Here is a 25,178-nt window from a genome sequence, read left to right on the forward strand (position 1 = left end):
ACTTTAACGGTGGAGTGAAACCAAAAGGGAATAGTGAAATTCACCCAAGTTTGTATCAACTATATACAGGGTATATACATAGTATAATCAGTAAGGTAAAGTTAATAATAATGACACACATTGAGGAGGGCATCCATAGTGGATAATGAAAAATCATCAAGAATGAATCTCGGCTTTGTCATTTTGTTAATCGGTGTATTTATGGCTGCTCTTGACAATGGGATTATCAGTGCTGCCTTAACTAGTATTAACTCTTCGTTTGAAGTCAGTGCGACACAGGGCACCTGGGGAATAACTCTCTACACCTTAGGGTTAGCGATCATGACCCCTATTGTCGGGAAATTATCTGATCGATTCGGAAGAAAAAAGTTATTTTTAATTGAGATTGCTATTTTTACAATCGGTTCTATTGGCGTAGCGATAAGTCCTAACTTCACCTTTTTCTTAGCAGCTCGACTCTTTCAGTCCTTTGGCGGTGGAGGTATTTTCATTATCGCAAGTTCGCATGTCATTAGTACATATTCGAAGGAAAAGCAAGGAAGTATGCTTGGTTTATTGGGTGGTATGAGCGGAATTGCGTCTGTCATCGGACCAAACATAGGAAGTTTTTTGATTGATGTAACGGGTACATGGCATTGGTTGTTCTTAATTAATGTCCCTATTGGTATTTTGCTTGTGATCGGGGGCATTTTCTATTTACAAGAAACTAAATCCAAGGTTATGGCTAAAATTGATTTCCTTGGTATTTCCCTATTGTCATTTTCAATTCTAAGTATCATGTTTGCCGTTAACAATCTAGGGTCAGGTAATTTGTGGAATAGTTTACTTAACTTGAATGTGTTAGGATTATTAATTACAGGAGTCATCATTTTTGCAGTATTGATCTTTGTGGAGAAAAAGAACGAACAAGGCGATACTGTCGATCCTATTCTACCTTACAGTTTATTAAGTAAGCCTACCTATGCAGTAACGATGATTATGGCACTTCTTTCGGGTACCTTCATTGGAGCTGTTATATTCATTCCTTCTTTTGTGGAGCAGGTACTTGGCATTCCAGCAGAAAATTCAGGTTATTGGATGACGCCACTTGCTATCGCATCAGGGATTGGAGCAGGTGGGGGCGGATTCTTTGTAGATAAACAGGGACCCGTGAAAACCTTGATTTTTGCAGGAATTATCGCAATTGTCGGTTACGGAGGACTTGGACTATTCGTAGATACCAAGACAACATTTATTATATTCTCGGTTATAGCAGGGATTGGTTTTGGTTTTGTATTAGGTGCTCCTTTAACCGTTCTCACATCAAATGCAGCAGGTACACAAAAAGGTTCAGCGCTCGGAACACTTTCTGTAGCCAGACAAATTGGATTGACCATTTCTCCGACAATCTTCGGTGCATTTATTCAACGGGGATTTAGTAATATGGGGGCGATCATTCCTGAGAAGCTACAAGAACATGGCGTGGATACAACTAAAATACCGCTAGATCAGATCGAGAAACTAAGTAAGGGTTCCTACAGTGATATTCAATCTAATATTGCACAAATCCCATCCGAAAATGTACGTACAGCATTGCTTGAAGCCTTCAAAGAAGCTTCTCATAATGCTTATAAGCCTATTTATTTACTTACTGCCGTAATGGCGATTTTTATCATTATTTTATCTGTGGTCTTCCATAAGCAATTTAAAAAAGATGCTTTAAAAATAGAGGAAAATCTAGCCGAGCGTTAATGCAAAAAAATATAGAAATGATTAAAACAGGAGCACCTCTGCTTTTTTATAGAGGTGCTCCTGTTATTTTGATAGACAATCGTATTAATTCAAATATACGGTATCGAACGGGTATAAATCTTGACGCCGACGGAATTCACCAGGAGATAACTCCATGTATTGGCGGAACACTTTTCCAAAATAACTGGAACTGGAGAAACCGCATTTTGCAGCAATATCCTGAATGCTTTCGTCAGTTCGTCGTAACATAGTTACAGCAGCTTCAATTCTTCTTCGTTGTAAATATGTAAGTGGAGAGTCGTATTGTTCCTTTTGGAATAATCGACAAAGATAGGAGCTAGAAACCCCGCATTCTGCTGCAATCTCATCTAGAGTAAGCGGCTGTGCATACTTTTCACTTATAACATGCTTAGCCTGTAGAATCGCTTGATGGCTCTTTGCCGTGTCCTCTGAGATATCATTTAAGTTAGGTCCTAGAAATGAGATCATCCACCTGTACAAAAGAGCTGATAATTCTGATGGATCTGAAATCCGATCAACGGATACCGCTCGATATAGATTCCAAAACAGAATGATGGGCTGAGAAGATTCGTTAATCTGTAAAAGAGATCCATGACGCTCAATAATTCTTTCCCACATCCGGATCACATCTTCTCCACGTGCATTTAGCCAAATAAATGCCCAAGGTTCCTTTCCATCAACAGGGTAGTAATAGCGATGACGACTAGGTACTCGGACGAAAAAACCATATCCAGGTGGAAGATCATAAGTTTGTCCATCAAGATCAATACGTCCCATGCCACTTAACGTGTATTGAAAGATAACATGCCCATGGTCGCGGCGATGTTGCCCATCATTGAAATACCCTGTCGAAGCATCATTGGTCCATCCGAGTGAATCGAGCCGAAAGATTGGGAGGTCGTCTGAATAGCGAAAAGCAAAAGATCCTGTGTTTAGCATGAAAATCCTCCGGTAAATATTTTTCTACTCTTTATATCGTATACTAAGCTATTTAATGAATTTCAGCAAAATCACTTTGTAAATGAGGTCAATATTTTTATATTTAGGGCAATATGTTAAGATTGCGACAATAAAATTGAATTGCTATGATCATTTTATAAAAATCAATATATTTGATAGGAGGATACAAGACATATGTCAGAGCAAACTTCGCTTTTTCAAACAACTTGCTTGCACTCGCTCGTAAAAGTCTTTCCGGATGAAACCTTAAGCGAGCCCTCATTGCAAAGAGGAACAGCTTTATGGTCAGAAACGTTCAGCTTTCAAGTTGCGTATCGATCCGAAAATTCTATTCATCCTCTTTACATATCCGTTTCCTCTGAATTGGGATCGCAAGTCAGTATACGTTCGGTGGGGCTTTCGCCATCGGAATTACCGACCTACTCATATTCGGACGATTATGTCTTACGTAAGACGCCGGGACTATATCCCGATAAGCTGTTACCGATCCCGAAGGAAGGTATTCGTGCATATCCGGGCCAATGGAGATCGGTATGGGTGACAATAAACTTGCCATCGCTTGCTGAATGGAATCAAACGAATAGTAAAATGGATCCATCCTTTGAAATTAACATTTCGTTTGAAAACCAGGCTGGAGATCAGCTTGGTAGTGAACGTTTCGTTCTAGATGTTCTATCTACTGAATTACCTAAACAGAAGCTCATTCATTCCGAATGGTTACATTGTGATTGTATCGCTTCGTATTATAAGGTTGATATTTTGGGGGAGAAGCATTGGGAGCTCATTGAACGTTATGTAGAAGGGGCGGTTCAACATGGGGTGAATATGCTTCTCACTCCTTTGTTTACCCCACCCCTAGATACGGCAATTGGTGGAGAGAGGCCGACGGTACAGCTCGTAGAAGTTGAGTGTACAATGGAGGAAGAATATCGTTTTAATTTCGATAAACTATCTCGTTGGTTAGAAATGTGTAATCGTGTAGGCATTCAATATTTTGAATTCTCACATCTATTTACGCAGTGGGGAGCAAAGCACGCGCCGAAAATTATAGCGACAGTTCACAAGAATGGTGAAGCGAAGAAAGAGCAAATTTTTGGTTGGGATACCGATGCTAAGGGAGATTCCTATCGTCATTTTCTATCCCAATTTCTACCGGCACTCGCCTCTTATCTTGAGGAACGCGGATTAACGGAACGATGTTATTTTCACGTTTCTGATGAACCGGCTCTCGATCAATTGGAAGATTACCGGAGTGCTCGGTCGATTTTAAGAGAGTATCTAGAGGATTTTCCATTTATAGAAGCGCTATCGGATTATAGTTTCTATGAACAAGGGTTAGTGCCAGTACCCATACCATCCAATGATCATATTGAGGAGTTTTTGGAACACGATGTTAAACCGCTTTGGACCTATTATTGCTGTGGTCAGTCGGTTGAAGTTTCCAATCGGTTTTTCAATATGCCTTCATCCCGTAATCGAATTCTAGGCTACCAACTTTATAAATTTGAAATTCAAGGGTTTCTTCACTGGGGATATAATTTCTGGAATACGCAATATTCCCTTGAAGCGATAGACCCTTATCAAGTGACTGATGCTGGTGGAGCATTCGCATCTGGAGATGCTTTTGTTGTCTATCCTGGTCATGAAGGCCCGATCGATTCCATCAGGTGGGAGGTCTTCAATGAAGCGCTACAAGATCTGCGAGCGTGTGAATTATTGGAGTCGCTCATTGGACGTAGTCAGGTCCTCGAACTGCTTGAAAAAGGGCTGGATTCGCCACTTACATTCCGGAACTTTCCTCGCGATGCGAGTTGGTTGTTATCGAAGCGAGAAGAGATTAATAGGCAGATAGCTGTTCACTTATCAGATAAATAATATAAATGGAGTTTATCACGTACAGCCCATTCTCTTAGAGAGAATGGGCTGTACGTTTACTAATATAAGCATGATCTAATGATGCATTAAGCTTGGTTTAGCTGCTGAATCACATTTTTAGCATAAGCATCCGTAAATTTTACACGTCCATGATCCTGAATGATCTTACCTTCCTTCTTACGTTGATCCAGCCAATCTGAAATAAAGGAAGGGGCATATCCACCTTGACCGAATTCTCCACCAAAAGCGATAATATTTTGATAAACATCCAAGTATTGATCACGACTCGTATCAGGGTAAGATTTAATATATAACCAAAACTGTACATCATACATCAAATGCGATAATTCATCAGCATGAAAAGAAAAGTGACCTTTTTCCTCGACGATTCGCGTACAGATCCTACGAATTTTCTGTTCAATCTGTTCCACTTCAGTTACTCGAGAGCAAAGTTCCTCTAACAAAGGAGAAAAGTTGCCGCTAGCGACTCTATATAGATCAGCTTCCTTATCTTCCTCAGAAGTATCAAATTCCTCTTCGCTGATTAAACCTCTAACAAATGCTTCGAAATTATCCGCTAGGAACGTTATTTCATAATCATCTTCCTGATCGACGTGAATGACTTCAGGTTCACCATCTCGCCCACAATTTCGGTAATCAAGCATCACGACGTCATGTCCTGCGGAAGGGCAATCGCAGATTACAACACCGATATCTGGATATCCCCATTCCTCAATCATAAACGGGCTGCCTAAGTCCCCGCATAGTGAATAGCTCTTATCACGGCCGATGCCTAGGATTCCAGTAATGGCAATATGATCCTCAGCCCAAGAGGTGGGTTCGTCTGTTCTAAAACAGGTATTCTTGGGTACTCCTCCGTTATGGTGTTTCATTAGTGCAATGTAAGAAGAAGGGAGCTTGTAACCCAGTTCTTGTTCGATCGATTGAATGAGTTCATCGGTTGGTGGATCGGATTGGTAGGAATCTTTCGCATACTCGCTGTCTTCCCAAAAATCATCTAATGACAAGTTTGCAAAAGGAAGCTCGCTTGTTGTACCTCCGAGAATTTCTTGCTTAGCTTTCAACTTGGCAGCAATTCTTTGCGCTTCTTTTCGCTGTTTCTCGGCCTTTTGAAGACTCCAGCTTAACCATAATTCGGTCTTCTCATCAGCTGGTTCTAATAGGTCAGCTTTACGAAAAGCTTGAAGTGCATCCTCATATCGTTTCAAATGATAAAGGGCATAACCTACCCGAAAATGCCAAAGTGGATCTTGCTTGCCAGCCTCGCTGATTATTTCGAATTGATGGAGTCCTTCTTCATAAAGTCCTAGGTTGTTATAAGCTCTACCCAGACGATTGACAGCATCATATTCTCTATCCTTCTCAGGGATAGCTGTCAGCGCATCTACAATACGCTGATGATCATCATCTTCATGCCACTGATCCAATTGTTCGATTAATGAATAGTCCATGACAGCCTCCAACATGATAATTTGGTACAACTTGTACAGCACTCATAGTAACAGCAAAAAATGGATGTGTACATGCAACTTAAATAAAAGTAATCCGTCTAAATATTCGCAATACAATCAAATCAACAGGAAGCGGGAGACTAAAATGTACAAATTCGTGTTTATTAAAATCATGGCTGCAATTATATCAGCAATTGCATATACAACTTATAATTCTTGGACAATATACACACCAGTATCCGATAGGCTTACCCATACTTATTACTATTCATTTATGGGAATATTCGCTATCAATTTCGTTCCAAGCTTCTTCATTTTCATGATTTTAGGAGTCATTTTATCGCCTATTGTTGATAGTGTAATTTATAGGCGTTTTAGTGTAAAAGGGATTAAAGGTATTCTAACGATTATATTGGCCTATTTAATGCTGGGTATGGTAGGTGGCATGTTCGTTAGTCTATTCTTTTTTAAAATCAATTTTATATCTTATTTCATTTATGTCTCCATGATAAGTGCTATGGTTTTTTTATGCGTTCAATCCATCTTGCAATTCTGCTTATACAAACGTGGTGTCCTTCATAAGAAAATAATGGATTGATAGGGATTGGGAGGAATGTGTTACGCTTGTAACCTATCTAATTTCCTAGGGTTACGGCAAATACATAGAAAAAAAAGGGTGTAATCATGTTGAGTAGAAAGAAAGCTTTAATAATTATTGGTGGATTTATTCTTATTGTAGTTATTGCTAGTTTGTCTTTGATTCAAGATCCTGATGATAATAAACCAATAGTTGCGGGTACAGAGACGATTATGATTGATTATGAGGCGAATTTTATAAATGTAGTCCTTCCAGGCTTTGAAAATTTTGAAACTGCCAAAAAATTCGGCTTTGAAAGTTTTGCTGATATTGATCCCAATCGTACTAAACTGGTTGTTAAACAAGAATTGTATCCAGAAGGTGGTTATTATGTCGGGAAGGGTATGGGTGAACTCTATATCAATGGGGTTAAATATGATTTAGCCATCGAAAGCTCACTTGTGGAGCATGAGAAATTAAAGTCAGGTGATACACTCCTATGGGGTAGTTTTGATGGGAAGATTAAACTTGATGACGAAAAGCCTCTATCTACAACGGTTAGCTTCACTATGATCCCTGAAACAGCTAAAGGGGGTTATTATGTCATGCTAGGAGGAGTCTTTCTACCTTTTGGCAACGATTCTTTTGACTCAGATGAAATTAGAGATATTGTTTACAGGCGTGTTATGGAACAGAAGGAAAAGAATTAACTGGATTTACATGCAAGCCGCCATTAAGGCGGCTTTTTTTCATGTCCGCCCGGCTTGGGCGATAACTCGGCTGTTAAAGTCCGTAGCTCTCGAATAGCAGGAAGTGGTGTGAGAGGTCGGTTACTCAATTAATGAGTAGCCTCCTACTCGATTTGAAGGTTTATGTGTGTAGTAATTATGGACTTGTAAAATTCAAGGTTTTGGATGTTTTACTGCAATCCAAATTCTACTAAGCTAATCGTTATGAATCATATTCGTGATCTAACAGAGAGGAGAAGACATGAGGGACCTAGTTGAGGATAATCTTAAAGCCGTGAGGAGGCAGATGGAGTTGGCTTGCCAAACCTCGGGGCGCAGCATTAAGGACGTGCAATTGTTGTTGGCGACAAAAACAGTACCTCTTGAAAAGCTGCAGATGGCTATACATATGGGGGAGACGCTATTTGGGGAAAACAAAGTGCAAGAGCTTCGTGGGAAATTTCCGCTCATGCATCAGGATAATCAAGTGGAGTGGCATTTTATCGGACATTTGCAAACCAATAAAGTAAAGGACGTTGTCAAATTTGTAACACTCATTCATTCAGTGGACCGTTTGAAACTGGGGCAGGCTCTGCACCAGCAGCTCGTCAAAGAGAACAAGAGCATAGATATTCTTGTACAAATAAACACGTCTTACGAAGAAAGTAAATTTGGTGCACCTCCAGAGATGGCACTGGAGTTAGTGGAACAGTTGTCCCAGTTTGAAACGCTAAACGTGAAGGGCTTAATGACGATTGGAAAATGGAATGCTACAAAAGATGAGACAAGGCAATGCTTCCGATTATTGAAATTGATTCAAACCCAAATTAGGAAGGCAAAGTTCCCGCGTGTTGATATGGACATCCTCTCGATGGGTATGTCTAGTGACTTTCAGGTGGCTATCGAAGAAGGAGCTACGATCATTCGCGTAGGGACGAGCGTATTCGGTCAACGCTATTTGCCGGATGGTTTTTACTGGAATGAGAATGTGAGGCAGGACGATTAGGAGAGAGGCAGGAGAACACTTATGAACATAACAGACCCTTCGATGCGCGGACGCGATGTGATATCGCCGATGATTGCAGCTTTAATATCTGTCATTGTCAATTACGGGGGCACATTTATCCTTGTGTTCCAGGCAGCAAAAGTCGCGGGATTGAGTCCCGAAATGACAGCTTCTTGGATTTGGTCAATATCTATTGGTGTAGGGGTAACTGGGATATGGCTAAGTTATCGATATCGGGAACCGATTATTACAGCTTGGTCAACACCAGGCGTGGCTTTTCTTGTATCGGCATTAGCTGTCACACCTTACTCGGAAGCCATTGGTGCTTATATTATCTCTGCTATAGGTTTTATTCTTTTAGGATTATCAGGAATGTTTGAACGTTTCGTCCGGCTCATTCCTCCAGGAATCGCTTCAGGACTTCTAGCAGGTATTTTACTACAGTTTGGTATTTCAGCTTTTGGAGGAGCAAAAGTTGACCCCTTGCTTGTTGTTTTCATGTTTGTTACTTATGTCGTATTAAGACGGTTTACATCTCGCTATGCGATTGTTGGCATACTGGCAATCGGATTGATTTATTTAATTGGCATGGACAAGGCGGATTTCAGTACAATCCAGTTGGCAATCGCATCACCTGTATTTGTCATTCCGGACTTTTCATTCCAAGCTTTATTAGGTGTTGCCTTGCCGCTCTTTATTATTACGTTGACGGGACAATACATGCCTGGAATGTTCGTACTGCGGAATGACGGGTTCAAGACGAGTGCAAATCCGATACTGACCATTACGGGATTGGGTTCGCTCCTAGCAGCACCATTCGGTTCACACGCATTTAATGTAGCGGCCATTACAGCTGCAATATGTACTGGAAAAGACGCACATGAGGATTCAACAAAGCGCTATATAGCAGGCATTGCTTGTGGCATTTTCTATATCTTTGTTGGTATTTTTGGTGAAACGTTGGCTGCTCTGTTTATGATTCTTCCTGCTGCCTTTATCGCAACGTTAGCCGGATTGGCTTTGCTTGGCACAATTGGTAGTAGTCTTGCGGGTGCTTTAACAGATTCCACCGGACGTGAAACCGCATTGATTACGTTTCTAGCAACAGCTGCGAATGTGACCTTGCTAGGCGTCGGCGGTGCATTTTGGGGACTTGTCGCGGGTTTGACAGCACATCTATTCATTCATGGAAAATTTTATAAACGGCAATACAAACCGAGTGGAATACAACAATCCGAATAAAAACAATATGAGACGTAGTGTATCAGAAAGAGTGGTGTTTACGCTGAAAAAAAGTTACTTATTTCCTACCTACAATAAATTCCCGATCACACTTGTGAAAGGAAGTAAAACAACCCTGTGGGATGATGAAGGGAAATCTTATTTGGATTGTATGTCTGGCCTCGCCGTATGTAACTTGGGGCACGTTCCAGATCGAGTAAAGTTACGGATTCAGGAGCAATTGGAGCAAGTATGGCATGTATCTAATTTATTTCATATCAAGGCGCAGGAAGATCTTGCTGAGAAACTTGTGACCATCAGTTGTGCGGATCTCGTTTTTTTCTGTAATAGCGGTGCTGAAGCAAACGAAGCAGCTTTCAAATGTGCGCGTAGGTACCACCAACGTGTACATGGAAATGAACGATATGAGATTATTACGTTTGAACAATCTTTCCATGGTCGTACACTGGCTACCTTGACAGCTACAGGACAGGAGAAGGTAAAGGACGGATATTATCCACTTCCTAAGGGGTTTTTATATGCGCGTTATAATGATATCCAGAGTGTAAGAAGCAAGATCACAGGGAAAACAGCTGCGATCATGTTAGAACTGGTGCAGGGAGAGAGCGGTGTTCATCTTTCTGAACCAGAATTCGTACAAGAACTAGCAAAGTTATGTAAAGATAAGGGAATCCTTCTGATTGTCGATGAAGTGCAAACCGGAATAGGAAGAACGGGAAGTATGTTTGCCTACGAGCATTATGGAATCGAGCCGGATATCATTACACTGGCAAAGGGGCTGGCGAGCGGACTTCCAATTGGAGCTATGATGGGAAAGGAAAAACTTAGGGAGGCTTTTTCAGAAGGGAGCCATGCATCCACGTTCGGCGGATCACCTCTTTCTACAGTCGCGGGGCTTGCTACCATTGAAACATTGATGGAACACGGATTAATTGAACGAGCAAAGAAGGCGGGTGCATATGCCCAAGATAAACTGGAAAATGAATTGAAACAATTTCCGATTATACGTGCGATTCGGGGGTTAGGACTGCTCATCGGTATCGAGATTACGGAACCGGTTACTCCAATCATTCAAAAGTTACATCAGAACAGGCTACTTGTCTTGTCCGGAGGAACGCACGTCATCCGATTTATGCCAAGCTTATACATAACCAATGATGAAATAGATCAAGCGGTCCTTATATTAAGTAATGTACTGAGAGAACTGGAAGGTATCACAAATTAATAGACGACCCTTGCGGAGAAGCCTCTGTTTATAGAAGCAACTCCGCCAGACGATCAATGCCTTCCTTAATGGCCATTTCATCTACTTTAGCAAAACCCAGTACCCATCCTTTTCGATCACTTTCTAAACAATACATGCTAAGAGGATAAACGCGTACTCCCTTTTCCAATGCTAAGTCCGTGACCTCTACTTCGTCAAATGATTTATCAGCTTCAAGAAGCATATGCAGCCCCGTTTCTACACCACTTAGCGTAAAGTGCTCGCTCAGACCTGCCGAAACGATGGCTTTCGTCATCGTCTCGTGTCTGCGACGATATATATTTCGAACTCGTCTCATATGACGCATGAAATGGCCATGTTCCATGAAATGAGTTAGCGTTATTTGCTCCATAATCGGAAGATGACGATAAGTTAATTCATGGACTTGCGCAATTTGACGAATGGCCACTTTAGGACCAATGATTGCTGATAACCGAATACCAGGGGCAACCATTTTGGAGAAACTCATCATATATAAAGTGTTCTGGGGTGACTTGCTGAACAAGGTTGGAAGAGGGTCGCCGCGATATCTAAATTCGCTATCGTAATCATCCTCAACAATCCAGAACCGATTCTGAGAAGCTAAGTGTAACAATTGTTGTCTGCGAGGTTCCGACATAATGACGCCAACCGCACATTGGTGGGATGGTGTAACGAACACGAGTTTGGACGCAGGGTGAATATGTTCTACACATAGCCCGTACTCGTCAACCGGAACGGATACAACTTGCATACGTCGATAGTTTAATGCCATCCAAGCAGCAGGGAAGCCCGGATCTTCAACCGAAACCGTTTCTCCTTCATGTAAAAGAGCTTGGGCAATTAAATCAATACTATGTTGCGCGCCCGAGGTTAATATGATTTGATCGAGTTCCACATGAATACCCCGTTCAAGTGATAAATAACGTTGAATCTGTTCTCGTAGCGGTATGTATCCATAGGCATTGCCATATGCCCAATGATCGAGATCTGTTTCTGTGGAGGCTTTTAAAAATGATTGTCTCCAATTCTTTTGAAATAGTTCATCTATGTAAGGCTCATGTGGACTGAAATTGATCTCTGCTTGTTGAAGATCTTTGTTTCCGAACCAACGATGTAAATGGCCAATGGCAGAGTTTAATATTGGCAATTCAGGAGGAAGGGGGCCATGTGTGCGAATATTCTCTGATGGCGAAGTCGCATATGCCCCTTCGCTAACTCTTGTTCCACCTCGACGAGAGGTTACAGTGTACCCTCGACTGAATAACTCCTCATAAACAATTTGTATGGTTGAACGCGAAACACCAATTAACTGAGCAAGTTCACGGGACGGGATCAGCAATTCTCCCGGTGGCCATTTTCCAGTTGTGATATTATGGATTGCTTGGTCTAGAAGTTGCTGCCATATGGGTCGTTTGTCATCTCGGTTAACAGTTAGCATTCACTCACCTCTAGTGGTTTTGTAGTGGTTATGGACTGAACTAAACTCATATTAATGGATATGTAAGAAGAATCCAATGGTTGATATACTATCATGACAATCATTGCATCTGCAACACAAAAGAATGAGATAACAAATGTTCGGATGGAAAGGAAGATGTTCATGAAATATTTAGAATTATATGACAAACCTGTGGCTAATGTTATAGGCCAAGAGCTAACGCGGCAGCGAGATCATATCGAACTGATTGCATCGGAGAATTTTGTAAGCCCTGCTGTTATGGAGGCATCTGCTACCGTGCTGACCAACAAATATGCGGAAGGGTATCCAAGAAGAAGATATTATGGGGGATGTAAGTATATCGATAGAATTGAGGAACTTGCTATTCACCGAGTTAACGAACTTTTTGGTGCTGAACATGCGAATGTACAACCTCACTCTGGAGCACAGGCGAATATGGCGGTTTATTTCGCTTCGGTTAAACCAGGTGACACGATTTTGGGCATGAATTTATCCCATGGCGGCCATCTTACACACGGGAGCCCTGTGAATTTTTCAGGAAGATTGTACAATTTTATTCCTTATGGTGTTGACGAACGAACCGGGCGTATTGACTTTGACCAAGTGCGCAAGCTCGCTCATAAGCATCATCCACGTATGATCGTTGCAGGCGCAAGTGCGTATCCACGTACGATTGAGTTTGAGGTGTTCGCCCAAATTGCTGCCGAAGTTGGGGCTCTATTCTTTGTGGATATGGCACATATTGCGGGAATTGTTGCGGCAGGTTTGCACCCTAATCCTGTGCCCCATGCACACTTCGTTACGACGACAACGCATAAAACGTTACGAGGACCAAGAGGTGGTATCATCATATGCCAAAAACCATGGGAACAAGCCATTGATAAAGCGATATTCCCCGGATCACAGGGAGGTCCGCTTATGCACATCATCGCAGCAAAAGCAGTTGCATTAGGCGAAGCGCTGCAACCAGAATTTAAAGTTTATATAGAAAAAACGCTTGAAAATGCTAAGGTTTTTGCAGAATCACTAACAAATGAAGGGTTAACTATTGTATCGGGTGGAACCGATAATCATATTGTTTTAGTGGATTTGCGTTCGATTGGACTCACGGGTAAAGAAGCTGAAACTATACTTGATGAAGTGGGGATCACGGCTAATAAAAATGCAATACCTCATGACACGGCAAGTCCATTAGTAACGAGTGGTATTCGCTTTGGAACTCCTGCGATGACAACTAGAGGATTGGGACCGAAGGAAATGAAAGAAATTGCCCAGCTTATTGGACTTGCTTTAAAAAATTCGAAGAGTTCAAACGTTAAAGATCAAATATTGGGAAGGGTACGTGAGATCACGACACAATTTCCTTTGTATGAATAGGAGTACGAACAACAAGGGTACCAACACCGAATCGTAACAAGATCATTTACCTTGAGTAAGTTCTGTTTGTCGAAAAGAAGGTTAAAAATATCAAACTGTATCTCAATTAAGAATGGTTGACGAACTGTATTTTACGGATGGCTTGCGGGATTTAATCCCGTAAGCCATCCGTATTTTTATTTATGTGAAAACCCTTCAAATTCAATGTAATCCATTCAAACTATATGATTGTTAACCTTAAATATATTTTTTTGGTTTACAATAAAAGATTATCAGGATATTATTTATTCATACATAGATGTCGACTCTAGTAAATTCTAAACTTGAAACAAAGTAATGGAGGACAAAAAGTGAAAACAAAAGAAATGGTATTTGCAGCTTTATTTGCAGCATTCATTGGGGTGCTTGGTTTGATTCCACCCATTCCACTAGGTTTTATCCCCGTACCTATTACTGTACAAACGTTAGGCGTTATGTTAGCGGGATGCTTTTTAGGGAAAAAGACAGGTACGATCAGTATCGTTTTATTTATCATATTAATTGCGATTGGCTTACCTCTATTATCTGGTGGACGAGGGGGGCCATCCGTATTCGTATCACCAACGGTTGGATATCTCCTTAGCTGGCCAGTGGCCGTATTCTGTATCGGATATGCAACAGAGAAGATATGGCCAAAGTTAACCATCTGGAAAATGATCATCATCAACTTCGTATTCGGTGTATTACTGATCAGTTTAATCGGAGCTCCGGTTATGGCTCTGATCACAGGTACATCCATCTGGGCAGGACTTGTGGGAGCGACAGCTTTCTTGCCGGGAGACTGTATTAAGGCAGTTATTGCAGCTATTATTGCTTCACAATTGAAATCTGTTAGCCCGATTGAAGAGAGAGTAAACAACGGATAATTCATAATTAAGCAAATCAAGCAGTTCAACTTAAATCAGTACATAGGTGTGATAAAAAGATGAATCTAGTTGAATCATTTCTGAAATATGCATCCCAGAAGCCGGACCATATAGCCTTATCTCATGGTAGAGAGAGCCGAACGTATTCGGAATTAGTACAGAGGATGAAACGAATCGCACAGGGACTACTCCAGTATGGACTCATTCAAGATAAAGTCGCTATTTTGTCGATGAATCGTATTGAATTTGTGGAAGTATTTCTTGGGGCTGTTTATGCAGGATGTGTACCGGTTCCCTTAGATCCGAAATGGAGTAGTAAAGAAATAAATACGATTATTCAAGAGTGTAAGCCAAAAATGATGTTTACGGAGACTAGATTCGTTAAGAATCTAGTCTTTCAGGCTAGAGAAACAAAAGTTCTAACTTTTAGGGATAAAGAGGAAGGTTCCTATGATCAATGGATTGATTCTCTAAAACCGGAAGCTACGATGGATGATACGAATGAATTATTATTCATTGGTTTTACATCAGGAACAACAGGTACGCCCAAAGGGTTTATGCGTACTCACGCATCATGGATTAGAAGCTTTGCAGCGACAAGCGAAGCATTTGAACTAGACCACATCGAGCACATGACTGCACCAGGTCCACTTGTTCATTCCTTATCGTTATTCGCACTAATGCAGAGCCTGAGTAGTGGCTCGACCTTTCACATGATACAACACTTCAGTGCAAGAGAAGTTCTTGACCTGTGCGAAAAGTTTCCTAATATGATCTTGTTCGTCGTACCGACGATGATTGAGTCCATGCTGGAGCAGGCGATCCCTGGGAAGACTCAAGTTCAAGCCATCATTAGTTCAGGTGGAAAGTGGACGGAAGGTTCCAAGCAAAGGAGTAAGGAAGTATTTAAATGTGCAAAAATGTATGAATATTACGGCTCATCCGAATCAAGTTACATTAGTTATTTGAATGTTAATGACGAGTTGAAAATGAATTCCATTGGCAAGCCCTTTTCAGGGGTAGAGATATCAGTCCGGGATGAATATGGTAAGGAAGTACCCACTATGGTTGCTGGGCAGCTCTACATACGTAGTGAGATGATGTTCTGCGGCTATTATCATTTACCTAAAGAAACGAATGAAGTGTTCAAAGACGGTTGGCTGATCCTTGGAGATTATGTATATCTGGACGAGGATGGTTACTTGTATTTAGCAGGACGATCTAAAAATAGGATGGTGACCGGTGGACTTAATGTATTCCCAGAGGAAGTAGAGTCTGTACTGCTACAGCTTCCGGAAATTCATGAAGTCATGGTACTAGGTATGCCCGATCCTTATTGGGGAGATCAGGTTACGGCACTTGTGAAATGGACAGGAGCAAATCGGTTATCTATAGAAGAAATTAAACAATATAGTCGTCAGCATTTAGCAAGTTTCAAAGCACCTAAACAGCTGGTCACGGTAGAGGAGTTCATTTACACGAGCAGTGGGAAGATAGCTCGCCAAGCGATGAAAGAATACATGAAGAGAGTGATCTTATGACAGAAGCGGTGATTGTTATGGCAAAACGTACACCTATTGGCAGAATGGGAGGCGTTCTAAGTCAGCTTGAACCAGAAAGCTTATTATCGCCACTTATCAAGCATATTGTAGCTGAAACGAAATTACCTCCAGAATCGATTGATGATGTCATCATCGGTAATGTTGTGGGCCCAGGTGGAAATATTGCAAGAGTTGCGGCACTTGAAGCAGGATTGCCTGTCTCTGTTCCGGGCGTTACGATTGATCGGCAATGTGGTTCAGGCTTAGAGGCTATTAACATAGCGACGCGACTTATACAAAGCGGTGCAGGCGAGATCTACTTAGCAGGTGGTGTGGAAAGTACAAGTCGCGCACCATGGAAAATGGAAAAGCCCCACACATTAATGGGTTTACCTAAGCTATATACTCGGGCTCATTTCACCCCAAGCAGTTATGGCGATCCGGAAATGGGTATTGCCGCAGAGAATGTAGCTCATAGATACAATATATCGAGAGAAGAGCAGGATCGATATGCTTTAAAAAGTCATCAAAAAGCGATACATGCACAGACAACGGGGCGGTTTCTACAGGAAATTGTACCTCTTCATGTCCATAATGAGTGGATAACGAACGATGAATGTCCAAGAGCCAATACGAGCTTTAATAAGCTGCAGCAACTCAGGCCGATCTTCTTGGAACAAGGGACGATAACGGCGGGTAATGCCTGTCCGATCAATGATGGGGCTGCTCTAGTATTAATCATGTCTCGTGAAAAATGTGAGGAGTATAGGCTAAAGCCTATTCTACGTATCGTGGATGCTCAAGCAGTTGGAGTTGATCCAAATGTGCTTGGTATGGGTCCCGTTCCTGCTGTTCAAAAGTTGCTTAGTCGTAACCAGCTGTCCGTGGATGATCTTGACATCGTGGAATTTAACGAAGCATTTGCCTCACAAGTATTGGCATCACTGAATCAGCTTCAGATTCCAGAGGAGAAGGTGAACTTAGGAGGCGGTGCACTCGCTATTGGTCATCCATACGGTGCATCTGGGGCTATTTTAGTAACACGTCTATGTGCTGAAATGCTATGTAACCCTTATAAGAGAGGTCTTGCTACGCTAGGTATTGGTGGTGGTATAGGAATAGCGACACTTGTAGAGGCCGTGGAATGAACAGGATTTGGCATCAACTTCATGTTACAACAGAGTGGATTACTCTATATGCACGCAGTATCGAAGCCCCCCTGCAGAACATAGAAGGGAAAATGATGGCCCCTGCGACAATGCCCATTATTTTCTGGCAAGAGTTTGATATTCCATGGCTGGTTCGGAGTGAATCTTTGATTCACGGTTCGCAGTCATTTGCATATGAAGCACCACTTATGGCAGGAATGCTCTTAGACTGTGAGTTAGCATTAACGAAGGTTGAACGAAAATCAGGGAGTAAAGGGAAAGGGATACTGACATTGTTAACCCATACTCTGACTGGTAGATGCGGTGGTCAGCTTATTTTCACAGCTGAAACGGTGTTAATTCGGGTAGGTGATGAGCATTGAAGAAACGAATATCGTTTGAATCCATCCAGCAGTATGCATCGGCTTCTAAAGATGCAGCAGACATTCATCTTGATGCTGAAGCTGCAGCATGTGCTGGATTCAAACGGCCTATTGCACATGGGATGTATATCATGGGATTAGCACAATCCCTATATATTCAAGCACATCCTGAACAATGGATCACATCGTATGAACTGAGATTTTCAAATCCACTTTATGTTGAGTCGGAAGTGGAATTTGAATTTGAAGTGGCAGCTGACTATATTTTAGTGAAGGTTACTGGAGAGGATGGAGAAATGATTGCATCCGGGACGATGTCAGTGAAAGAGAGGCAGTCATGAAAGAAGTAGCGATCATCACAGGATCAACGAGGGGCATCGGGCGCAGTATTGCGGTGAATCTAGCACATTCCGGTTATGAGGTTGTTGTGAACGGGACCAATCAAACACTAATCAATCAAGTCGTACATGAAATTCATGAAGCGAATGGGGGTGCGATGGGGTTCTGTACCGATGTTAGTGATCCTAATCTAGTTACTGATATGATAGATGCGGTTACAGCTGAATATGGACGCATTGACGTTCTAATTCATAATGCCGGTAATTTACAGGATCAACAATGTCTTCGCATGACTGATGAAGAGTGGAAGTCTGTAATGGACACGCATCTTAATGGCGCATTTTATATGATAAATCGCGTTTTGCCGCACATGCTGAACAATGGAGGAGACATCATTCTGATGACTTCTACGGCTGGATTAATAGGTTCGATTGGGCAGATGAATTACAGTGCGGCGAAAGCGGGAGTACTCGGCATCGTGTGGACACTAGCAGCTGAATTAAAGAAACATCAGATCAGGGTAAATGGCATTTCACCAGCAGCTTTAACGGATATGACGGAGCCTGTTATCAACCACCTAAAGCAGAAGTATGATCGGCTGAATGAGCCATTTCCAGAATTTTGGCGGGTCGGAGAAGCAGAGGATATTGCTCACTTCGTGTTATCTCTACTTGCACAGCCCCATCCAGAGTTAACGGGTGAAATATTTGGTGTGAACGGCTCTAAGGTAACGAAGTGGCAAAAGCCTCAGCCTGTCTTTTCCGAAAACAATATTGACGCATTCTTCGCTACATGGTTAGAACAGAAGGGAAGTACATAAATGCTTACATTTAATCAAGTTGATTTTTATTATAAAAAGGGCCAGCCTGTGTTAGAAAATATCAGTTTCACCATCGAATCAGGTGAGTTCATAGCGATTGTTGGTGCGAACGGTTGTGGTAAGTCTACCATTGCAAAGCTGATGGATGGACTGGTACTTCCGAAGGGAGGTAGCGTACAGTTTAACAATCTTAACACCTCAAGTCCGGAGGATCTGATCCAACTACATGAACAGATCGGTCTTGTTTTTCAAAACCCAGAAGATCAATTCATTACGACAACCGTAATGGATGAGATATTGTTTGGGCTCGAGAATATTCGAGTGCCAAGGGAAGAAATGCTCGATCGTCTCCATCATGCATTGAAAGCTGTTTATATGGAGGGTTATTTAGAAGCGATGCCTCATGAACTTTCTGGTGGTCAGAAGCAGAGGGTAGCCATTGCGGCTATTCTGGCTATGCGCCCACAGATGATCATCTTCGATGAGGCAACCTCCATGCTTGATCCCAAGGGAAGAGAGCAGGTCATTTCGATTATGCATGAGCTGCACCAGCAGGGCATGACCATCGTATACATCACACATCATATGGAGGAAGTGCTATCCGCTGAGCGTATGCTTCTTATTCATCAGGGGAAACTCGAATATGATGGTGATCCGCTAACTTTCTTTGAAACGACGAATGCTACTAATTATCAATTACAATTGCCTTTTGCCGTGAAGCTCCATCAAAAGCTGCAACTCCAAGCACCACTGAATGCGGATTGGAAGGAGATGATTGGCTCACAATGGTCTACCAACTCAACAAAATAAGTGTTCATTATTCTGGTCATACAGCCTTGCACGAAGTAAGCTGCACCATTCAAGAAGGAAAGTGGATATCTGTTATCGGGCAGACTGGTGCAGGCAAGTCTACATTTGCTAAAGTGTTGAAGGGATTGATTGCCGACATTGAAGGGGAATATCTGATTGATCATCAGCCCGTTACTAGAGACACGAAAGGGCAACTAAAGGTTATTCCTGATATCGGATTTGTATTTCAATATCCAGAGCATCAGCTGTTTGAAACAACGGTCCATAAGGAGCTCGCCTTTGCACCGAAACAACATGGATACACAAGTAATCAGATCATGGAGAGAATTCAGTCGATTTTGCCTCAAGTAGGTCTATCAGAAGAGATCCTTCCATTACCGCCATTTCAATTAAGTGGAGGACAGAAGCGACGGCTAGCAATCGCCTCTGTGTTCATGATGGACCCGAAAGTACTGATCGTGGATGAACCAACAGCGGGACTTGATCCGGTCAGTCGTGTAGCTATGTTGCGGTTATTAAAAAATTGGCAGCAACAAGACAATCGAACCCTTATCTTCGTGTCACACCAGATGGAAGATGTTGCAGAGTACTCTGACGAGGTCATCGTATTTCAAGGTGGAGAGATCATGGGGCACTATGATACTAACACTATTTTTATAGAGAAATCTCAATTATTAGAAGAACTTGGTTTATCACTGCCAGAATCTATACAGCTATTAAAGTTGGTAGAGGAATTATCAGGCGTTAGGATTCAAGTGGCAAGCTGTAGAGAAGAAGATATTATGAATGCAATCATGTCAATCTGGAATACAAGGAGCGTCTAAATGGCTAATACCGTATTAATAGGTCAATACATAGAGACGCATTCTATATTTCACCGACTGGACCCTAGGACAAAACTCATTGGCATCGCTATGATTATGCTGAGCTTTCTGATGCTAGACTCTAGCTTAAGCTATGTGATTGCTACCCTTGTTGTTACTGGTTTGTTGATGTTATCGAAGATTCCGGCTCGCGTGATCTGGAGAGGTATCAAGCCTATTGTATTGATTTTATCCTTTACATTTCTATATCACGTGATCTTCACGAAAGGAACAGTCATTTGGTCTTGGTCATTCATTGAACTAACGAGGGAAGGCCTACGTAATGGGATTCAATTCGTCTGGCGTATTGTATTACTGGTCTTGTTAACTTCCATTCTAACATTAACAACAAAACCGCTAACACTCGCTCATGGTCTTGAAAAATTGCTGTCACCACTATCAAAGCTGAAGATTCCTGTGGAGCAGTTTTCGTTAATGATTGTTATTGCGATCCGGTTTATTCCAACAATTCAGCAGGAGCTAGATCGTATACTCCTCGCGCAAAAGGCCAGAGGCGTAGACATAACAAGTTTATCGCTACCTAAGCGCTTGTTAGCGTATATCCCGATTATAGTGCCACTACTGTTTACAACCATTCAGCGTGCTGAACAACTGACCTACGCTATTGATGCACGTGCTTATGGTAACGGCAAAGGAAGAACTCGCTTTGAACAATTGGAATTTCAGAACCTAGATTATCGAGCTGGTGGAATAGCCATAGTAGTTGCATTGATTCCAATCGTATTAAACTCAATTGGGATCTGAACGATCTTATAGCGGAGGAGCACAAGATGAAATGGAATACTCGTATTACTGAATTATTGCATATTAAATATCCAATCATTCAAGGAGGATTGGCTTATTTAGGTTATTCAGATCTGGCTGCTGCCGTTTCGAATGCGGGTGGACTTGGACAGATCACAGCTATGAGTCTTCCGAATGAAGAGGCTCTTCGTCAAGAAATTCAACGTGCACGGCAATTGACAGACAAGTCTTTTGGTGTGAACTTTGCAATTGGCATGCATGGTGTTTCCTATATGGATCGAGTTGAGGTTGCGATTGAAGAGGAAATACCTGTAGTAACGATCACCGGCGGAAATCCTACCGAGATTTTAAAGAGACTTGAACCTACTAATATACATGCACTGGTGCTTGTTTCTTCAACGAGACAGGCACAAAAAGCTGAACAATTAGGAGCATCTGCAGTAATCGTGGTGGGACAAGAGGGTGGAGGACATCTGGGGCGTGACGATGTTGGAACCATGGTACTCGTTCCTCAGGTTGTTGATGCCGTATCAATACCTGTTCTAGCTTCAGGGGGGATCGGAGACGGTCGAGGATGGATGGCTGCTCACGCACTTGGTGCAGAGGGAATTGTAATGGGTACGCGATTTATTGCTACGCAGGAATGTGTTGATGCTTCTAATTCCTATAAAGAGGCGCTAATAGAGAGTTCGGAAAGGGACACGGTCGTCATAAAACGCTCAATCCATTCTCCTGCCAGAGTATTACGAAGTGAGTATGCTGAAAGAATCCTTGAAATCGAGCAAGTCTCACCAACATACGAAGCTCTAAAAGATTATATTAGTGGCGAATCCAACAAACGCTGGATCTGTGATGGCAATAAGAATGAAGGTTTTGGTTGGGCAGGCCAAGTCACAGGCATGATACACGATATCCCAACCGTATCTGAGTTGATAAACAGAATGGTTAAAGAAGCTGAGCGTATTCGAAGAGAGTGGGGAAGTTAGACATTAAAAGGGAATCTTTATAAAAAAACATTTCTCGTTAAAAAAATAGACAGCTGATAGCTGTCTATTTTTTAATTGATTTGTATCACTATTGAACCAAATAAGGGATTAGCCGTAACTTGAAATCGACGCTATTCACTTTCCATACTCCATTGATATAGATCAAATTACAGATTTGATCCTCTACATAATCCTGATCACCAGTTAAAGTGGGACCGAGTACCGTAGATTGTATCCAGATAGCGGAATTCTTACTTGTATAATTAACAGTGGTTACTGGAGGTTCTTGGTTTAAATCCGTCGATCTTAATTCGTTATTCTTCATAATGGAATCAATGAAATAATCCGTAAAAGATGCTTTGAAATGAGAATTTATATTTTTAATTAACGATAGGTCTGCTGCTTCATTCAATTTCTGAGATAGTTGCTGCAGTCGAGTGCCAGTAATTTTTTGGACGGGTTCATAGGTTGGTTGCTTGATGTTCACCACAATTTGCAATCCATCCAATGTAAGATGGGCTTCTTTGGATTGTTGATTCCAAGTCACATTTGCACCTAGTGACTGACTTATAAATCGAAGCGGGACATAAGTAGAGCCATCAATAATCTGAGCCGGAGAGTCAGTCTCAATATATTTAAGGTCGTATTCAAGATCTTCAGAGACAGATGGAGTAAGCACAATTCCTCGATTAACGTTTGTCGCTAGTAGAATTTTAGTATCATCTTTTTGTAAGGATATGGTCTTTTCGTTCTGATACCACTTCACAGGTATATTCAATTGTTCAGAGACAGCTCGTAATGGAATGAAGACACGATTATTGAGTATGAGCCCATGGTCTATGTTAGCATCTTGTTTCGCCGCATAAACCGGAGATGAAAGCACGGGTACCATCAGTAAAACGATCGCAGCCAACTTTAAAGTAACTCGTTTAAACACATAACCCCTCCTATGATTACTAAACTTATCCAATATCTTAGTTGTACATTACACCCATGAGTTATTAAATTCAAATAAAAAAACTGTTTTACGTGTTTGCTCGTCTTCATTCATAGAACGTTTTATAGAGAAAGGAAAAAGAGAGGAGATCATGATGGGCTCCCAAGCCGAGATGAAAAAGGTGGTGCTGGCAGGAACGGATGAAGAGACCGATTTTTACCAGTCCATTATAGAACACCAAGATACACTGATCAGTATTGCATATAGTTACTTGCGCAATCGGCATGATGCCCTCGAAGCCGTGCAGGAGATGACTTGCCGAGCATGGGTTAAGTATTCAACATTAAAAGATAAGAAGGCATTTAAAGCTTGGATCATTCGTATCTTGATCTATGTTTGTATTGATGAACAGAGACGACGTAAACGGGCAGTACTGTTGCCTGATGAAGAGTTGGAAAAAGCCACTCATGAACATGTTTTTGAAGGATTCAATCATGACAGACTTGTGATATGGTCTCTTCTGAAAAAGGTAAAACCCAAGTATCGCCATGTGCTGCTTCTAAAATACTACAATGACATGACATTATCAGAGATTGCTGCGATTTAAGTTTAAGAGTATGGCCGCCTACGATATTGATGGAGGTACATTGGAGTCTGCGATACGAAATGACTATATACAGGTGATCAACAAGTCGGCGAAATCAGGACCTTACCAGATTACCATCGATGCCGTTACTGCAGACGAGAACAAGTTAATCTTGTTGTATACGGCTACATCAGATTCGACTCAGGAAATATATGATGTGAACAGTGTTCGCATGACAGACATACAAACAGGTCGTTATCTAGGGAATACGTCGAAAATTGGTGGCTTGGAAGGTCAGAGCTGGCAGGGGCGTTCAACGTTAGAACTTGATCGTAGTAAGCCTTTACCGAATCGTATTGAAGTCGATTTCCAAATTGCCTCCGTTGATCCCGGTAAGCTTTCTGATCCCAAGACAGGCACGATCCGTTCAGAGATGAACTATTCAGAGCGAATAAAGGTAGAGTTCGACTTGGACCCGAAATTTTCTTTAACCAAGACGGAGATATATAAACCGGATCAATCGTTCATGCTTGGCGATCATCAAGTGTTGTTATCCAAGGTTGAAGTTTCTCCGCTGATGACAAGAGCTACATTCGTATATAATCCTGGGAAAACAAATAATTTTAAAACTAGAACTTCAATTAGCGAAATGCTTAATCACCATGAAATTGTCTCAGAAACGGCTGAAGGGAAAATGTACAAAGCGCCTAGTATCTCAGGAGGCGGAACTGAGGACGGGATGCAGTATGTATTCGGCAGCAATATGCTGGATGAGCCCCAATCAATCGTTATGAAGTTATCTCCTGAACTCAACAGATCAAAAACAACAGTACAGGAACCTGAAGAGCCTGTAATTGAGCTTAAAATAAAATGAGAGTTCTTAAAAGTTGATCCTATATGGAGAATAGGCACCTAGCGTTCGTGTTTAGTCCACATTAAGTCGCCTTATTGGCTCAAAATCAGATCATTCATAAAAGAAAAGAGCAGACCTAAATGCGTCTGCTCTTTTTTTCTGTAATAACAAGAGCGAAATCGAGATAATTCACGATAATAAGGGTGTTGAGCCTTTGTAATCGGTATCATGAAATTATATCCGGCATTTTTAAACCGATTTGTGTCTCTTTGGATCTTTACAGTAAGTACGGGATGGGAGTAAGATTCATTCATAATCTTGAATGTGATTCCAGTTTGGAAGCAACATTGAATAGTCCTAGATCGCTGAATTCTTAATCAGAAGCGGGGGAACCATTAAGATGAGGCTAATCTCATCTCAGGGGTGAATCACTTGGCTAGTTACTAAGTGTAGGGATACTTTCGATCCCGAATCCGTCAGCTAACCTCGTAAGCGTTATGAAAGAGGATTTGTCGTGAACTTTGTTTCTTCAAGTCACGGGAAAGTCC

23 protein-coding genes and 1 riboswitch are annotated in these 25,178 nt (G+C 41.7%); of the genes, 19 read left to right on the top strand and 4 right to left on the bottom strand.

Features of this window, described 5'->3' with window-relative positions; genetic code table 11:
- Window positions 1-138: 138 nt before the first annotated feature.
- On the top strand, window positions 139-1,731 hold the full coding sequence (locus tag ACK8P5_RS11600) for an MFS transporter (RefSeq protein WP_422661079.1): 1,593 nt from the start codon (window positions 139-141) through the stop codon (window positions 1,729-1,731).
- Window positions 1,732-1,815: 84 nt separating this feature from the next.
- Here ACK8P5_RS11600 and ACK8P5_RS11605 read toward each other — a convergent pair whose 3' ends face one another.
- Window positions 1,816-2,691 carry an AraC family transcriptional regulator gene (locus tag ACK8P5_RS11605; RefSeq protein ID WP_422661080.1) on the bottom strand — a complete coding sequence of 292 codons (876 nt, stop codon included), beginning with the start codon at window positions 2,689-2,691 and terminating at the stop codon, window positions 1,816-1,818.
- A 195-nt stretch (window positions 2,692-2,886) separates the two neighbouring features.
- Here ACK8P5_RS11605 and ACK8P5_RS11610 point away from each other — a divergent pair, with 195 nt between their 5' ends.
- On the top strand, window positions 2,887-4,587 hold the full coding sequence (locus ACK8P5_RS11610; protein WP_422661081.1) for a DUF4091 domain-containing protein: 1,701 nt from the start codon (window positions 2,887-2,889) through the stop codon (window positions 4,585-4,587).
- A gap of 86 nt (window positions 4,588-4,673) precedes the next feature.
- Here ACK8P5_RS11610 and ACK8P5_RS11615 read toward each other — a convergent pair whose 3' ends face one another.
- Window positions 4,674-6,059 carry an SMI1/KNR4 family protein gene (locus tag ACK8P5_RS11615; protein ID WP_422661082.1) on the bottom strand — a complete coding sequence of 462 codons (1,386 nt, stop codon included), beginning with the start codon at window positions 6,057-6,059 and terminating at the stop codon, window positions 4,674-4,676.
- A 687-nt stretch (window positions 6,060-6,746) separates the two neighbouring features.
- On the opposite strand from ACK8P5_RS11615, the gene ACK8P5_RS11620 reads away from it, so the two are divergent.
- The 4 genes from ACK8P5_RS11620 to ACK8P5_RS11635 all read left to right on the top strand — a co-directional run bounded on the left by ACK8P5_RS11620 (window position 6,747) and on the right by ACK8P5_RS11635 (window position 10,837).
- Window positions 6,747-7,346, top strand: a complete 600-nt coding sequence (locus ACK8P5_RS11620) for a hypothetical protein (RefSeq protein WP_422661083.1) — start codon at window positions 6,747-6,749, stop codon at window positions 7,344-7,346.
- Between the two features lie 280 nt (window positions 7,347-7,626).
- Entirely contained in the window at window positions 7,627-8,370 is a 744-nt protein-coding gene (locus ACK8P5_RS11625; protein ID WP_422661084.1) for a YggS family pyridoxal phosphate-dependent enzyme, read from the top strand.
- A gap of 21 nt (window positions 8,371-8,391) precedes the next feature.
- Complete coding sequence (locus ACK8P5_RS11630) at window positions 8,392-9,612, top strand: benzoate/H(+) symporter BenE family transporter (RefSeq protein ID WP_422661085.1); 1,221 nt, start codon at window positions 8,392-8,394, stop codon at window positions 9,610-9,612.
- Window positions 9,613-9,619: 7 nt separating this feature from the next.
- Complete coding sequence (locus ACK8P5_RS11635) at window positions 9,620-10,837, top strand: acetylornithine transaminase (protein ID WP_422661455.1); 1,218 nt, start codon at window positions 9,620-9,622, stop codon at window positions 10,835-10,837.
- Between the two features lie 28 nt (window positions 10,838-10,865).
- Here the strand turns inward: ACK8P5_RS11635 and ACK8P5_RS11640 are convergent, their stop codons facing one another.
- Complete coding sequence (locus tag ACK8P5_RS11640) at window positions 10,866-12,296, bottom strand: PLP-dependent aminotransferase family protein (protein ID WP_422661086.1); 1,431 nt, start codon at window positions 12,294-12,296, stop codon at window positions 10,866-10,868.
- Between the two features lie 162 nt (window positions 12,297-12,458).
- Here ACK8P5_RS11640 and glyA point away from each other — a divergent pair, with 162 nt between their 5' ends.
- The 11 genes from glyA to ACK8P5_RS11695 all read left to right on the top strand — a co-directional run bounded on the left by glyA (window position 12,459) and on the right by ACK8P5_RS11695 (window position 22,254).
- A complete protein-coding gene (gene glyA / locus ACK8P5_RS11645) occupies window positions 12,459-13,694 on the top strand; it encodes a serine hydroxymethyltransferase (RefSeq protein WP_422661087.1) in 1,236 nt (411 codons plus the stop codon).
- 350 nt (window positions 13,695-14,044) lie between these two features.
- Window positions 14,045-14,599, top strand: a complete 555-nt coding sequence (locus ACK8P5_RS11650; RefSeq protein ID WP_422661088.1) for a biotin transporter BioY — start codon at window positions 14,045-14,047, stop codon at window positions 14,597-14,599.
- 59 nt (window positions 14,600-14,658) lie between these two features.
- Window positions 14,659-16,140: an AMP-binding protein gene (locus ACK8P5_RS11655; protein ID WP_422661089.1), complete on the top strand. Its 1,482-nt coding sequence runs from the start codon at window positions 14,659-14,661 to the stop codon at window positions 16,138-16,140.
- Entirely contained in the window at window positions 16,137-17,288 is a 1,152-nt protein-coding gene (locus ACK8P5_RS11660; RefSeq protein WP_422661090.1) for a thiolase family protein, read from the top strand. The genes ACK8P5_RS11655 and ACK8P5_RS11660 overlap by 4 nt, the downstream gene beginning before the upstream one ends.
- On the top strand, window positions 17,285-17,671 hold the full coding sequence (locus tag ACK8P5_RS11665) for an FAS1-like dehydratase domain-containing protein (RefSeq protein WP_422661091.1): 387 nt from the start codon (window positions 17,285-17,287) through the stop codon (window positions 17,669-17,671). Before ACK8P5_RS11660 ends, ACK8P5_RS11665 begins: the two co-directional genes overlap by 4 nt.
- Window positions 17,668-18,012: a MaoC family dehydratase gene (locus tag ACK8P5_RS11670; RefSeq protein ID WP_422661092.1), complete on the top strand. Its 345-nt coding sequence runs from the start codon at window positions 17,668-17,670 to the stop codon at window positions 18,010-18,012. Before ACK8P5_RS11665 ends, ACK8P5_RS11670 begins: the two co-directional genes overlap by 4 nt.
- Window positions 18,009-18,830 carry an SDR family NAD(P)-dependent oxidoreductase gene (locus ACK8P5_RS11675; protein ID WP_422661093.1) on the top strand — a complete coding sequence of 274 codons (822 nt, stop codon included), beginning with the start codon at window positions 18,009-18,011 and terminating at the stop codon, window positions 18,828-18,830. The genes ACK8P5_RS11670 and ACK8P5_RS11675 overlap by 4 nt, the downstream gene beginning before the upstream one ends.
- Window positions 18,831-19,640 (top strand): energy-coupling factor transporter ATPase, encoded by an 810-nt coding sequence (locus tag ACK8P5_RS11680; RefSeq protein WP_422661094.1) that lies wholly within the window; start codon window positions 18,831-18,833, stop codon window positions 19,638-19,640.
- Window positions 19,616-20,464: an ATP-binding cassette domain-containing protein gene (locus ACK8P5_RS11685; RefSeq protein WP_422661095.1), complete on the top strand. Its 849-nt coding sequence runs from the start codon at window positions 19,616-19,618 to the stop codon at window positions 20,462-20,464. Before ACK8P5_RS11680 ends, ACK8P5_RS11685 begins: the two co-directional genes overlap by 25 nt.
- Entirely contained in the window at window positions 20,465-21,268 is an 804-nt protein-coding gene (locus tag ACK8P5_RS11690) for an energy-coupling factor transporter transmembrane component T family protein (protein WP_422661096.1), read from the top strand. It abuts the gene before it with no gap.
- Between the two features lie 26 nt (window positions 21,269-21,294).
- A complete protein-coding gene (locus tag ACK8P5_RS11695; protein ID WP_422661097.1) occupies window positions 21,295-22,254 on the top strand; it encodes an NAD(P)H-dependent flavin oxidoreductase in 960 nt (319 codons plus the stop codon).
- Between the two features lie 88 nt (window positions 22,255-22,342).
- Here ACK8P5_RS11695 and ACK8P5_RS11700 read toward each other — a convergent pair whose 3' ends face one another.
- On the bottom strand, window positions 22,343-23,191 hold the full coding sequence (locus tag ACK8P5_RS11700; RefSeq protein ID WP_422661098.1) for a stalk domain-containing protein: 849 nt from the start codon (window positions 23,189-23,191) through the stop codon (window positions 22,343-22,345).
- Window positions 23,192-23,342: 151 nt separating this feature from the next.
- On the opposite strand from ACK8P5_RS11700, the gene ACK8P5_RS11705 reads away from it, so the two are divergent.
- A complete protein-coding gene (locus ACK8P5_RS11705) occupies window positions 23,343-23,798 on the top strand; it encodes a sigma-70 family RNA polymerase sigma factor (protein ID WP_422661099.1) in 456 nt (151 codons plus the stop codon).
- Window positions 23,785-24,651, top strand: a complete 867-nt coding sequence (locus ACK8P5_RS11710; RefSeq protein ID WP_422661100.1) for a DUF4179 domain-containing protein — start codon at window positions 23,785-23,787, stop codon at window positions 24,649-24,651. Before ACK8P5_RS11705 ends, ACK8P5_RS11710 begins: the two co-directional genes overlap by 14 nt.
- A 332-nt stretch (window positions 24,652-24,983) precedes the next feature.
- A riboswitch (cyclic di-AMP (ydaO/yuaA leader) is annotated at window positions 24,984-25,141 on the top strand.
- Window positions 25,142-25,178 lie beyond the last annotated feature (37 nt).

It is taken from the genome of Paenibacillus sp. EC2-1 (assembly GCF_049311625.1).
Classification (GTDB): Bacteria; Bacillota; Bacilli; order Paenibacillales; family Paenibacillaceae; genus Paenibacillus_AQ.